Genomic DNA, 12,797 nt, shown 5'->3' on the forward strand with positions numbered 1-12,797 from the left:
TCTAACATGAATAATATAATGTTAAAGGCTGTCTGTGGGTGACCCAGACGGCCTTTTTCCAGTAAAAAAACTACAAAAACAGCTCCTTAATCCTCGATAAAACATAGTACTATTGTTATAGTAGTAACTACAAGGGAGAATGGTAGATTCCGATAGAAAGTGGGTATAGCTGTGACATTTAGAAAAAAACAATTGTTAGGGCTGGGATTAACAGTCTTATTTTTAGTTGTATTATTATTTGTCATTTTATTGAATACAGGAAAAATGAAAGAGAACATGCTGGAAATCGTTGAGGATCAGTATGCCAAAGTGAATGCTGCCTTGGCGATCAGACAGTCCGTCCTTTTGACAGACCGTGAGCTTGTCAATATTATTTACGACGGCTCGGATACAGATAGTGCCACAGTCATTCCATTGCTTAGGGAAAATCAGGAATTTATACGGACCTCAATCCTTGAGCTAGAAGGTAGATTAAATAAGGAAAAGTCCAAAGTGCTTCTTGGAGAAATTGATACAGCCTTTACAAATTATTTGAATATGGAGCAACGGTTGTTGGCCGCCTTGGAATCAGGAGCTACAGAAAATGAATTGCAGCAAATTTATTATAGTGCGGCAAACGATAAAAACCTACTTTTACAAAAGGTTAATGAATTCAAGACATATCAGGAAGGCTTGATGAACGAGTCTCTTGAGACTGCGAATTCAGCATATGACCAGTTAATTCTGTCACTTATTGCCTCAGTTGTCTCGGCAACGATTTTGATTGCGCTTGTTACATTATGGGTCATCCGGAGCACGAGCCGAAGCCTGGAGGCTGTAACGGAGGGTATCCAGAATGTAGATTACAACAACCTGGAGGAAATTCCAAGGCTGAATGTGGAATCACACGATGAGATAGGTAAAATTGCAGCCTCCTTTAATTCAATGGCTGCCTCACTGGAGACATTTTATAAGAAGGAAAGAGAATTTACAGAAGAAATTTCCGAACAGAATTGGGTTCAGACCGAATCAGCTGAACTTGTCAACCTCTATACAAGAAGTACGGAGGTCGAATCGCTTGCAAGGCAGCTGATGGAAAGATTGTCCCCTGCCGTCGGAGCAAGCCTTGGCGCATTTTATTTAATGGAGAATAACTCTTTAAAGAAAATTGCATCTTATGCTGATGGCGGCGGAACTGCAGGCCGGGAAGAAATCGCCTTGCGCGAAGGATTAGTTGGCCAGAGTGCTGCATTAAAAGAAATGATTTATATGGAAGATGTTCCGGACGATTATACTGCCATTTCGACTGGGCTGGGTTCAATGAGGCCGAAGAGTATTTTGATTGCACCGGTCATGGTCAAGGATGAAACGGTGGCAGTCGTTGAGCTTGCTTCCTTAAAGCCATTTACTAATGCGCAGCAGCGGCTTGCCGAAAAGGTATTTGAGACGCTTGGAATTGCTGTTATGAATATTCTCGGCAGGATGGAAGTTGAGCGCCTGCTGCTTGAATCACAAGCCCAGGCTGAAGAGCTGCAGTCGCAATCGGAAGAGCTTCAGGCCCAATCGGAGGAACTGCAAACACAGGCAGAGGAACTGCGGATGATCAACGAGCAGCTTGAGGAACGCACACGAGATGCTGAACAAAAATCGGCTGAATTACAGGTGGCCAAGGAAGACCTTGAGATTAAGGCAAAAGAGCTGCAGCTAAGCTCAAAATACAAATCAGAGTTCCTTGCGAATATGTCGCATGAATTGCGGACACCTCTTAACAGCATTTTGCTGCTCTCTGAAATGCTAGGTGAGGATGAGGAGTCAAATCTGACAGAAGAACAGAAAGATTTTGCTAAAGTCATTCATACTTCCGGGGAGGATTTGCTCAATCTAATTAATGATATTTTGGATTTGTCAAAGGTTGAGGTTGGCAAGCTCGAAGTTGTTTTTGATGCTGTAAATATTTCCGACTTCGGGGGAAGGATCGAGCACGTATTCTCGCATCATGCGGTACGAAAAGGACTTGGCTTTATGGTTGAGCTAGGTGACGACTTGCCTGAGCTGTTCTACACGGACGAACAGCGCCTTCAGCAAATTGTCAAAAACCTTCTTTCAAATGCATTCAAGTTTACTGAACAGGGAGCGGTAGTGGTCCAGGTTGAACAGGCTTCTGCAGGGGAAAAACCAGATTTCCCTGTGTCAGATACTTGGCTGAAGATTTCGGTCAGTGACACCGGTATCGGGGTACCAAAGGATAAGCATCAGCAAATTTTTGAAGCATTCCAGCAGGTCGACGGGGCAACGATGCGGAAATACGGCGGCACCGGACTTGGACTGTCAATTTCAAGTGAATTTGCAAGGCTGCTGGGCGGGACGGTCAAGGTGGAGAGCGAGGAAGGAAAAGGCAGTACCTTCACACTTCTTCTGCCAAGCCTGCCGCATGGGGTCCAGGAAATCAATCCGATTCATGAAGCAAGCAAAGAAGTGGCAATCGGCGTTGAACATGGTATTGCAACGGGGACATTTGTTATGGGAAATCATGAAAATAATGATAAGGCTACTGCCAATGCCAATGAGAGTGCTACTGCAATAGCACTCAATTCCGGCAACAGCGATATTCAGGAGCCATCCAATGGTCTAAGCGGTAAAACAGTAATCATTACCGATGATGACCACCGCAATATTTATGCCCTCGAAAAGGCTCTCCAGAAGGAAGGCATGAAAATCATTACCGCGGAAAACGGAATGGAATGCCTTGAGGTCCTTAGAACAACTGACAAGGTTGATATTGTCCTTATGGATATTATGATGCCTGTAATGGATGGCTATGAAACCATGAAGCAAATCCGGGGAATGGAGCGGTTTGATGAACTCCCTATCATCGCCTTGACCGCCAAGGCCATGAAAGGCGACAAAGAAAAGTGCCTTGAAGCAGGCGCATCAGACTACATCTCCAAACCACTCAAAATCGACCAGCTCCTCTCCGCCATGAGAGTCTGGCTCGCACAGAACTAGGAAGGTATACGGGTAGGGGGTAAGGGTCAGACCCCTACCCTGGGAGGTATTTTGTTGCAAAGGGAAGACTTAGAATTAGAGTTGCTGCTTTTAGCGGTGTATAGGCTGTCGGGTTTTGATTTTCGGCAGTATATGAATTCATCGATTATGCGCCGGGTGCAGAATCGGCTTCGTCTTGAACAACTTCCGGGAATTTCTCGTTTGACGGAAAAGATTATTGAGGATGAAACAGTTCTCAAAAAGCTGCTTGATGACTTTTCAATTAATGTAACAGAAATGTTCCGTGATCCAAGTTTTTTTGCATCCTTTAGGCGCAATGTTATCCCGCGCCTGAAGGAGCTTGAACAAATCCGCATCTGGCACGCAGGCTGTTCAACTGGCGAGGAGGTATACTCCATGGCTATCTTGCTGGAAGAGGAAGGACTTGGGGAGCGGGCAAAGATTTATGCGACTGATATGAGTGAGAAGGTACTGACAGTAGCAGAGAATGGGATTATTCCACTGTCAAAGATGCAGGCGTATACGAAAAATTATTTGCAAGCAGGTGGGAAGCGGGCTTTCTCGGAGTACTATTCAGCCGACAGCCATTTTGCAACAATCATTCCATCATTGCGTGATAAGATCGTATTCGCCCAGCATAACCTGGTCACGGATGGGTCTTTTAATGAATTTCATGTCATTATTTGCCGGAATGTACTCATATATTTCAATCAGGATTTGCAACGGCATGTACTGAAGCTGATTGACGGCAGTCTAAGCGTAGGAGGGTTCCTTGGTCTTGGCAGCAAAGAGGCTATTCGGACTGATGTACATCCGAATTTTGAAGAATTTGACCCGTTAGAAAAGCTATATAGGAAGACTTCAGTAAAAGTAAATTAAAACGAGCCCCTATACGGTGCTCGTTTTTTTGTGTCGTTAGTGGTAAAGGAGATACGCTCAGGCCGCCTAGAGAGGGACCTGGATATAGCTCCTGCCTTCATAAAAAATGCACAGCTTTCTTTTTAATCGGTTTATACATTTTAAATGAATGACAACTCCAGGTTGCCAAGAGAGTGAGATGTCATTCATAAAGCCGATGAATGACATCTTCAGGTTGCCAAGAGAGTGAAATGTCATTCATAAAGCCGATGAATGACAACTCAAGGTTGCCAAGAGAGCGAAATGTCATTCATAAAGCCGATGAATGACAACTCAAGATTGCCAAGAGAGCAAAGTGTCATTCATAAAGCCGATGAATGACAACTCAAGGTTGCCAAGAGAACAAAGTGTCATTCATAACGGCGATGAATGACAACTCAAGGTTGCCAAGAGAGCAATGTCATGCATTAGAACTTTCTATCTGGCCTGTATCACGATCACGCAAATATCATCGTCAGCAACGGCTTGCAAGTCCTTCGAAAGCAGGAAATCCACGGGTTCCTGCCCCTCAACCTCCAAGTGCCGGGCAGCGGCTTGCTTCATATATTCCATTCCAGGCAGTCCATGCTTTTCAGCGGTTTCCGGAACTCCATCGGTAAACAAAAGAAGCTGTGCCGAATTCTCATATGAAAGGACTTTATTTTCAACATTGATTTTATCGAAAAATCCTACAGCGACTGTACCAGATTTCAGTTCTACAAGCTCTCCATCAATAAGGGCGTACCCGGACGGATGGCCAGCATTGATATATTGAAGTGTTTTCGTCCCTGTATCTACAACAGTATAAATTGCTGTAAAATAATACGGAATTTGCTGGTTCCGGCTGTTCAGGGAACTCATCCAGCGATTCAGCTCCCGAATCACATGTTCGGGGTCAGGATTAGCCCTGATCAAGTCACGGAGCACAGAGGAAATGAACATGCAGACGAGTGATGCGGATATACCATGCCCCATCATATCAAGCAAGATGACTGCATAGCGGTTATCGTCAATTTTATGCCAATAGTACATATCTCCGGCTAATGTATTGGCCGGTAAGTATGAAGCCTTAATTAACAACTTGTCCTCAACGACCGGCTCGCTAAGCAGGCTTTTTTGAACCTGCATCGACAAGTGAAGCTCATTCTGGATTTTTTCATCCTGCTCTTTATGCCAGTCTTTTTCATATTTAAGCCTGAGTGCGACACGAATTCGTGCCAACAGCTCAGTTTTGTTTATTGGCTTCATTACATAGTCACTTCCGCCGGCATCGAGTGCTTCGGATACTTTATTTGAATCCTCAAGCGCCGTTACGAAAATGACCGGAATGTCCCGGGTTTGCGGATGCTCCTGCAGACGCCGGCAAGCCTCAATTCCATCCATCTCCGGCATCATGATATCCATTAAGATAACGTCTGCAGGGCGTTCGATAGGATGAGGGTTGTCAATCTGCAAATAATCGAACATCTCGCGGGCCGTCAAAAAGGACAGGTAATTGGTGTAGCCCGCCCGTTTTAAAATCTTTTCTATTAAAAATAAATTCACCTGGTTATCGTCAACAATCAGAATTGCCATCTCAAGACCCCTTTGCCTTCCTTAAACACTAGTCTCTCTCTATTATAAGTATATCCCTTTCCATTACCCTTTGCAGAAAAGTTGAAACCATTTGGAATGTAAAAATGCTATTTTTTTAAAAAAATCCTTTAAAATCATAAATTGTGACAAAATCGGGACACTATGTACGGGATTAGTAAATTATAAAAAAATATAAGAAATAATTGTTGCATAGGGTGGGGGGGTATAGTAATATAAGTGTGAGGAGGCGATGGAATGGAAATAATTAACCCTGAAGAAACAGCACCTGTGTGTGAAGACCATTGCAATACTGAAAACTCTGCCCGAAAAAGCCATCATTCCGAGAAGACGAAATCAAATCTTATTACAAGGTTAAATCGTATTGAGGGGCAGATCCGAGGCATTAAAGGCCTTATTGACAAGGATACGTATTGTGATGATGTCATTACACAAATTTCGGCAACACAGGCCGCTCTGAATTCCGTCGCAAAAATCCTGCTTGAAGGACATATGAAAAGCTGTGTTGTTGAACGCATCCAGGAAGGCGATCACGAGGTTGTTGATGAGCTGCTAGTTACCATTCAAAGGCTCATGAAAAAATAAAATAGGTTTGAGAGGGGAAGTTTATTTATGGAAAAAACATTATTGAATGTAGAAGGTATGTCTTGCGGACATTGCGTTAAGGCAGTTGAAGGCAGCGTAGGCAAGCTGGATGGTGTGGAGCGTGTCCTTGTTGACCTTAGCGCCAAAACAGTTGCAGTCGAGTACAATAACGATAGCGTTTCGTTGGACGAAATTAAGGAAACAATTGAAGACCAGGGCTACGATGTAGTCTAAAAAAGCGAAGGCACCCGTTTAGCGGCGTTGCTGGAGTTGGATTCAAACGGCGCGTGCCTAAATCTCTTGGCACGTTCTTTTTTCAATAAAATATACCCTATTGGGGTATGGGGGAGTTGAGAATATGAGTACGGGTACAGCATTAGAAAAACTAGCAAAAGAAACGACGATGCAAATTACCGGAATGACGTGTGCCGCCTGTGCAGTCCGGATTGAAAAAGGCTTAAACAAGCTTGAGGGCGTACATGAAGCGAACGTTAACCTTGCACTCGAGAGGGCTTCGGTCAAATTTGACCCGGCTGTCACTAACCTTGCCAGCCTTGAAAACAAGGTCCGGAATCTTGGCTATGATGTCGTAGCCGAGAAAAAGGAGTTCGATATCACAGGAATGACGTGTGCCGCTTGTTCGACCAGAATTGAGAAAGGCCTCAACAAGATGGACGGCATTACCAAGGCGAATGTCAATCTTGCTCTTGAAAAAGCATCAGTTGAATACAATCCTTCCGTTCTTTCGGAACGCGATATTATTAAAAAGGTTGAGGCGCTTGGCTACGGTGCAGCTTTGAAGGAAGAGGCAAACGAGCAGGCAACAGCGGACTATCGCCAGCGGGAGATTGAAAACCAGACAGGGAAATTTATTTTCTCGCTCATCCTGTCCTTGCCGCTCCTATGGTCAATGGTTGGTCACTTTTCGTTTACCTCGTTCATATATGTACCGAATATGTTCATGAATCCGTGGGTACAGCTTGCGCTCGCGACACCTGTCCAATTCATAATTGGCCGCCAGTTCTATGTCGGTGCCTACAAAGCATTGAAAAACGGCAGTGCCAACATGGATGTGCTTGTTGCACTCGGTACGTCGGCAGCCTATTTCTACAGCCTTTACCTGTCATTTGTATCGCTCGGGGGCAATGCACATTCAGTTGAGCTGTACTATGAAACAAGTGCTGTATTGCTGACGTTGATTATTCTCGGAAAGCTGTTTGAAGCAAAAGCAAAGGGCCGGTCATCCGAAGCAATCAAGAAATTGATGGGGCTCCAGGCTAAGACTGCAATCGTCGAACGTGACGGGGCAGAGGTTGAGATTGCTCTTGAAGAAGTACTTGTTGGCGACATCATCCACGTCAAACCAGGCGACAAGATTCCTGTTGATGGACGGATTGTCGAGGGGCAGTCTGCCATTGATGAATCGATGCTGACCGGGGAAAGCGTTCCGGTTGATAAAGCAGCAGGAGATGAAGTCATTGGCGCGACAATCAATAAGAACGGTTTTATTAAAATTGAAGCAACCAAAGTTGGGCGTGACACAGCCCTGGCGCAGATCATTAAGGTCGTTGAGGAAGCGCAGGGCTCAAAGGCCCCAATCCAACGGTTGGCTGACCAGATTTCTGGTATTTTCGTTCCAATCGTTGTCGGAATCGCAGTTGTTACATTCCTTGTCTGGTACTTCTGGGCAGAGCCTGGCAATTTTGCAGAAGCGCTTGAAAAAATGATTGCTGTGCTTGTAATTGCATGCCCATGCGCACTTGGCCTGGCAACTCCGACCTCGATTATGGCAGGTTCAGGCCGTGCTGCGGAATATGGCATCCTGTTCAAGGGCGGGGAACATCTTGAAATGACACATAAAATCGATACAGTCATCCTAGATAAAACCGGTACCGTTACAAATGGAAAGCCTGTTTTGACAGATGTCATCCTTTCAGGGACTATAGCTGAAAATGAATTTCTTGCGCTTGTTGGTTCTGCCGAAAAGCAATCCGAGCATCCGCTTGCCCAGGCGATTGTACAGGGCATCAAAGAAAAAGGCTTGAATTTATCTTCGGGTAGTTCTTTTGAAAACATTCCGGGTTTTGGCATAAAAGCCTCTGTTAGTGGCCGCGAGTTGCTAATTGGGACCCGTAAACTAATGGCAAAGCATGGTGTGAACAGCGAAGGTGCTTTTGAAAAAATGGATGCACTAGAGCGCGAAGGAAAAACGGCAATGCTTGTTGCAATTGATGGCCAGTATGCTGGAATCGTTGCAGTTGCTGATACAATCAAGGACACTTCGAAGGCGGCGATCAAACGCCTGAAAGATATGGGCCTTGACGTAATCATGATTACAGGCGATAACACTCAGACTGCGAAGGCAATCGCTTCCCAGGCGGGAATTGACAACGTTATTGCTGAAGTTCTTCCTGAAGGTAAGGCAGAGGAAGTGAAAAAGCTCCAAGCTGCCGGTAAAAAAGTTGCGATGGTCGGTGATGGCATCAATGATGCCCCTGCCCTAGCAGTCGCTGACATCGGAATGGCGATTGGAACAGGTACGGACGTTGCCATGGAGGCTGCTGACATTACCTTGATTCGGGGCGACTTGAACAGTATTGCCGATGCTATCTTTATGAGTAAGCTGACTATCCGCAACATTAAACAGAACCTGTTCTGGGCATTTGGCTACAATACACTGGGCATCCCAATTGCGGCCCTTGGCTTCCTCGCTCCATGGCTCGCGGGTGCTGCGATGGCGTTCAGTTCCGTATCAGTCGTTCTGAATGCACTCCGCCTCCAAAAGGTGAAACTGTAGGGAGGGAAACAGATGATAAAAAAATGGACAATAGCGGCTGTTGCATATCTCGTATTGGTAATGGCCGGTTATGGAGTATATTCGGCAATTGAAGGGCCTGAAGATGCACCTGTACAACATGAACAAACAAATCATTAAATCTAGCTTATGAATAAAGCTGGCCCAAGGACTGTGAATTCAGAATCCGGGCCAGCTTTTATTTTTGCTTGGATTAAGTATCTGCGACATGGCATTTGAAATCTGAACGCCTATATCATTGGAAGAAGCGAAAAAGCCGGCTTGCTGACCCGGCTTTTGATTTTTATTTTTCAAGTTCACCGGCCCAATTCTCCATTCCTCCCAAGAGATTTGAGACATGCTGATAACCTTCCTGGATAAGGAATTCACTGCTCGAATCACCCTTACCGTCTTCGTCCGACACTAAGATAATGTGCTTATTGGGATCCAATTCGGCAAGCCGATTCTGTAACTCATAAAAGGGGACGTTGATTGCACCTGGAATATGTCCATTTTGATATAATTCAAACTCCCGTAAATCGATTATCACCGTATCCGGATGGTTAATACTTTTTTCGAGGTCTGAAGAATTTATTGGATGGACTCCTACTTCCCCGGCGTCCCCCATACCAGGCATGCCTTCGTGGCTCCCATTTGACGAAATGGCCTTATTAACTCCTACAACTACATAAACAATAAACAAAATGCTTACCATACCGATGATTATAGATAGTTTTTTATTCATGCTAACCTCCTTTATTGAATTAACCGTTTACTTCATCCTCTAAGTGGTATCAGGAAAAAGTAGAGGAGGTGAAACGGATGGAAAACCAACAATTTTCAGATTGCATCGAAGCATGTTTCGAATGCATGGAAGCCTGCAATCATTGTTATGATGCATGCCTTCGAGAAATGGATGTCAAGATGATGGCAGAATGCATCCGCACCGACCGGGAATGTGCAGACATCTGTGCATTTGCCATTAAAGCTATGCAGTCGAACTCACCTTTTGTAAAAGAAATTTGTGATCTCTGTGCGGAAATCTGTGAAGCGTGCGGACGGGAATGTGAAAAGCATGCCGATCATCACGAACATTGCAGGCAATGCGCCGAAGCTTGCTTCCGCTGTGCCGAGGCCTGCCGGAAAATGGCTGCTTAATTATTTTCATTAACAAATTTAACTGGAGGGAAGGCATCCGCGATTTCGTGGACGCCTTCTCTTATTTTTATTTCTTTTCCGCGAGCCAGTTGGCCAGGATCTTTGCATCAGCTTCTGATACTAGTCCGCTTGGCATCATGCCTTTGCATTCTTTGAGAGTCATTTGTGTGCTTTCTTCATGATGATTTCCTCCATTAAGTTGATATACCTAAGAATGAAGGGAAAGTGTGCAGAAATTATCGAGAATCTCCAAACTATTTATGACAATATACAAGGTAAATTAGATGTTAATAAAAAAATCACAAATTGCCGATAAGATCCCCTAAAGGCGTAGACAATTTAAACTAAAAAACCCTCCGAACAGGAGGGCTTTACTGGGGAGATGCTATTTCAAGTTCTTAATATACTAATTTGCAGGTACTGGTGTCGGTGTCCCTTCACCCAAATTCGAATAGTGGTCTACAATCGTTTCGTTAATTTCCTTTAGGCCTTTACCTTCTTGACGCATCATGCTCGCCTCCCGGGCGATGTTTACGCACGTGTCTCAAGCGGTGCCATGAGGATCCCATTCAGTTACGGTATTGCCGTCACCCATTCCTTTAACAAAGCAATCAAGGTTGCTTTCGTGGCCATCGTCCATTCCGCAGCCGCAATAGCAGGGAGATGCGGCTAAAGCCTCAGGGTATTTGGCAGCCAAAAGGTAGGTTTCCTGAACCTTATCCGGGCTCTGTAAAACATAATCCGGAAGGGGAGTGTGCTTTGCATCGAGCTCAAGGTTTTCTGTATCCAAAGAGCTGCAGGCAGAGATGATGCCAATTGCCAGGATTGAAAACATCAGTAACAAATATCTGGATAATTTCATTATGCTATCCTCCTTATTTATTTTCTCTGTTGTCCTTACTGCTAGAATGCTTGAAAAATGTGCAGAAACTATCGAGAAACGGTTAAAAAATAATGAACAGTTATACGAGATGTTAAAACAAAGGCCCTTCCACTAACGGAAGAGCTCTGAAATAAGGCTATGTTAGTTTGCTGGGACAGGTGTCGGAGTTCCTTCACCATAGGATGAATATTCTTCAACAATAGCTTCGTGGATTTCCTTCAGGCTTTTACCGTCTTGTTTCATTTCTACCGCCTCCCGGGCGATATTGACACAAATGTCTCAAGCGGTGCCATGCGGATCCCATTCAGTTACAGCGAGGTCGGAATCCATTCCCTTAATGAAGCAGTCCAAATTACTTTCATGGCCGGATCCGGTGCCACAGCTGCAATAGCATGGAACAGATGCAAGTGCATCGGGATGCTGTGCGGCCATAACATATGTTTCTTGCACTTTATCAGGTGTCTGGAGAACATAATCTGGCAAGGCAGTATGCTTCGGATCCAATGTCAGCTCTTCAGTTGATGATTGCGAACTGCAGGCAGAAATGATGCCGATGGCCAGGATTGAAAACATCAGCAGCAAGTATCTAGATAATTTCATGGCCTTCTTCCTTTCATTTATTTACACCCTTATTTTAACAAGGAAACCATGGTGGAAACCTGTTGCTTTTCAAACGTTTTGTGACGGAGAATGGCGTGTATGGTGGAATGGGTACTGATACAAGTCTGGGGTATGGATCAGCTATGAATAAGCCTCGGTGGCTGTTGGTTTTCACAAAAGTGATCGTCGTTTTTTTTGAAGTTGGAATGGGTATGATATAAGTATTTACGAGATCCGGAGGGGGTTTGCTATCATGGATTTGACACCGCAGCAGCGGGTGGAGCTGCATGGCTTCAATAATTTGACGAAAAGTTTAAGTTTTAATATGTACGATATTTGCTATACGGGGACGAAGGAGGAGCGTGAGGCGTATCTTGAGTATATTGATGAGCAGTACAATGCGGATCGCCTGACAAAAATCCTGAAGCATGTCGCGGATATTATCGGGGCGCATGTGTTGAATGTGGCGAAGCAGGATTATGTGCCGCAGGGTGCGAGCGTGACGATGCTAGTGTCCGAGGGCCCGGTTGTCGAGGTGCCGACTGAGCATTTTGAGGAATCGCCTGGGCCGCTGCCATCAAATGTGACGCTCTCTCTTGATAAAAGTCATATTACGGTTCATACATATCCGGAGTATCATCCGGATGAGGGGATTTCGACGTTCCGCGCCGATATTGATGTGTCGACTTGCGGAGAGATTTCGCCGCTGAAGGCGCTCAATTACCTGATTCATTCGTTCGAGACAGATGTGATGACGCTTGATTACAGGGTGCGTGGTTTCACACGTGACAAGGAAGGCTACAAGCTGTTTATTGACCATGAGATTTCGTCAATCCAGAATTACATTCCGGATGAGGTGGCTGATAAGTTTCATATGATCGATGTGAATGTGTATCAGGAAAACATCTTCCATACAAAGTGCAAGCTGCGTGATTTCGACTTGAACAATTATCTGTTCGGCTATACGAAGGACAAGTTAAGCGAGGAGCAGCGCGAGGAAATTGAAGGCAGCATCAAATGGGAGATGGATGAAATTTTTTATGGGAAAAATATTTACATGGGCAGTTTTGATAAGAACGCCGAGAAAGCCTTCCGTGAGAATCTGGAGAGCGAAGTGCAGAGAAAGAAAAACTGATCCTGATTTGAGAAGGATAGGTTGTGTAGGGAGGGTGTCCCAAAAGTATACTTGGGACACCCTCTTTTTCTTAAGCCCCCATGTAAAAACGAGTGATAAGTGTTTACAAAAGGATTTACTAAACGGAATTGGGGCCTGGAGGGTGAGAATCGTCGAGAGAAGGATTT

13 protein-coding genes are annotated in these 12,797 nt (G+C 44.8%); 9 read left to right on the forward strand and 4 right to left on the reverse strand.

Translation table 11 applies throughout. The features are described from left to right. The first annotated feature begins 171 nt into the window (after window positions 1-171). Together AM500_RS02680 and AM500_RS02685 are read left to right on the forward strand one after the other, a co-directional pair. A complete protein-coding gene (locus AM500_RS02680) occupies window positions 172-2,985 on the forward strand; it encodes an ATP-binding protein (RefSeq protein ID WP_053597817.1) in 2,814 nt (937 codons plus the stop codon). Window positions 2,986-3,039: 54 nt separating this feature from the next. Then, complete coding sequence (locus AM500_RS02685) at window positions 3,040-3,864, forward strand: CheR family methyltransferase (protein WP_053597818.1); 825 nt, start codon at window positions 3,040-3,042, stop codon at window positions 3,862-3,864. A 456-nt stretch (window positions 3,865-4,320) separates the two neighbouring features. On the opposite strand, the gene AM500_RS02690 is transcribed toward AM500_RS02685, so the two are convergent. Next, window positions 4,321-5,457, reverse strand: a complete 1,137-nt coding sequence (locus AM500_RS02690; RefSeq protein ID WP_053597819.1) for a PP2C family protein-serine/threonine phosphatase — start codon at window positions 5,455-5,457, stop codon at window positions 4,321-4,323. A gap of 255 nt (window positions 5,458-5,712) precedes the next feature. Here AM500_RS02690 and AM500_RS02695 point away from each other — a divergent pair, with 255 nt between their 5' ends. The 4 genes from AM500_RS02695 (at window position 5,713) to AM500_RS26200 (ending at window position 8,995) form a co-directional block, all read left to right on the forward strand. After that, window positions 5,713-6,060: a metal-sensitive transcriptional regulator gene (locus AM500_RS02695; protein ID WP_053597820.1), complete on the forward strand. Its 348-nt coding sequence runs from the start codon at window positions 5,713-5,715 to the stop codon at window positions 6,058-6,060. A 27-nt stretch (window positions 6,061-6,087) separates the two neighbouring features. Then, the gene (gene copZ / locus AM500_RS02700; RefSeq protein WP_053597821.1) at window positions 6,088-6,294 is read left to right on the forward strand and encodes a copper chaperone CopZ; all 207 of its coding nucleotides are present in this window, start codon (window positions 6,088-6,090) and stop codon (window positions 6,292-6,294) included. 124 nt (window positions 6,295-6,418) lie between these two features. Further along, window positions 6,419-8,857 (forward strand): heavy metal translocating P-type ATPase, encoded by a 2,439-nt coding sequence (locus AM500_RS02705; RefSeq protein WP_053597822.1) that lies wholly within the window; start codon window positions 6,419-6,421, stop codon window positions 8,855-8,857. A gap of 12 nt (window positions 8,858-8,869) precedes the next feature. Beyond that, the gene (locus AM500_RS26200) at window positions 8,870-8,995 is read left to right on the forward strand and encodes a hypothetical protein (protein WP_269432558.1); all 126 of its coding nucleotides are present in this window, start codon (window positions 8,870-8,872) and stop codon (window positions 8,993-8,995) included. 163 nt (window positions 8,996-9,158) lie between these two features. Here the strand turns inward: AM500_RS26200 and AM500_RS02710 are convergent, their stop codons facing one another. Then, the gene (locus AM500_RS02710) at window positions 9,159-9,599 is read right to left on the reverse strand and encodes a rhodanese-like domain-containing protein (protein WP_053597823.1); all 441 of its coding nucleotides are present in this window, start codon (window positions 9,597-9,599) and stop codon (window positions 9,159-9,161) included. Between the two features lie 77 nt (window positions 9,600-9,676). On the opposite strand from AM500_RS02710, the gene AM500_RS02715 reads away from it, so the two are divergent. Continuing rightward, the gene (locus tag AM500_RS02715) at window positions 9,677-10,012 is read left to right on the forward strand and encodes a four-helix bundle copper-binding protein (RefSeq protein ID WP_053597824.1); all 336 of its coding nucleotides are present in this window, start codon (window positions 9,677-9,679) and stop codon (window positions 10,010-10,012) included. Window positions 10,013-10,418: 406 nt separating this feature from the next. Here AM500_RS02715 and AM500_RS02720 read toward each other — a convergent pair whose 3' ends face one another. Continuing rightward, complete coding sequence (locus AM500_RS02720) at window positions 10,419-10,874, reverse strand: PCYCGC motif-containing (lipo)protein (RefSeq protein WP_331457409.1); 456 nt, start codon at window positions 10,872-10,874, stop codon at window positions 10,419-10,421. Window positions 10,875-11,036: 162 nt separating this feature from the next. Further along, a complete protein-coding gene (locus AM500_RS26010; RefSeq protein ID WP_331457410.1) occupies window positions 11,037-11,495 on the reverse strand; it encodes a PCYCGC motif-containing (lipo)protein in 459 nt (152 codons plus the stop codon). A 62-nt stretch (window positions 11,496-11,557) separates the two neighbouring features. On the opposite strand from AM500_RS26010, the gene AM500_RS25290 reads away from it, so the two are divergent. Both AM500_RS25290 and speD read left to right on the forward strand, forming a co-directional pair. Then, complete coding sequence (locus AM500_RS25290; RefSeq protein WP_156319731.1) at window positions 11,558-11,716, forward strand: hypothetical protein; 159 nt, start codon at window positions 11,558-11,560, stop codon at window positions 11,714-11,716. Between the two features lie 32 nt (window positions 11,717-11,748). Then, window positions 11,749-12,630, forward strand: coding sequence for an adenosylmethionine decarboxylase (speD, locus tag AM500_RS02730; RefSeq protein ID WP_053597827.1), 882 nt, complete (start codon window positions 11,749-11,751; stop codon window positions 12,628-12,630). The last annotated feature ends 167 nt before the right edge of the window (window positions 12,631-12,797 follow it).

Source organism: Bacillus sp. FJAT-18017 (assembly GCF_001278805.1).
GTDB lineage: Bacteria > Bacillota > Bacilli > Bacillales > Cytobacillaceae > Bacillus_D.

Coding starts and splice junctions, on each gene's coding strand:
- AM500_RS02690 (WP_053597819.1), bottom strand. CDS start 5,457: ATGGCAATTCTGATTGTTGACGATAACCAGGTGAATTTATTTTTAATA.
- AM500_RS02695 (WP_053597820.1), top strand. CDS start 5,713: ATGGAAATAATTAACCCTGAAGAAACAGCACCTGTGTGTGAAGACCAT.
- copZ (WP_053597821.1), top strand. CDS start 6,088: ATGGAAAAAACATTATTGAATGTAGAAGGTATGTCTTGCGGACATTGC.
- AM500_RS02705 (WP_053597822.1), top strand. CDS start 6,419: ATGAGTACGGGTACAGCATTAGAAAAACTAGCAAAAGAAACGACGATG.
- AM500_RS26200 (WP_269432558.1), top strand. CDS start 8,870: ATGATAAAAAAATGGACAATAGCGGCTGTTGCATATCTCGTATTGGTA.
- AM500_RS02710 (WP_053597823.1), bottom strand. CDS start 9,599: ATGAATAAAAAACTATCTATAATCATCGGTATGGTAAGCATTTTGTTT.
- AM500_RS02715 (WP_053597824.1), top strand. CDS start 9,677: ATGGAAAACCAACAATTTTCAGATTGCATCGAAGCATGTTTCGAATGC.
- speD (WP_053597827.1), top strand. CDS start 11,749: ATGGATTTGACACCGCAGCAGCGGGTGGAGCTGCATGGCTTCAATAAT.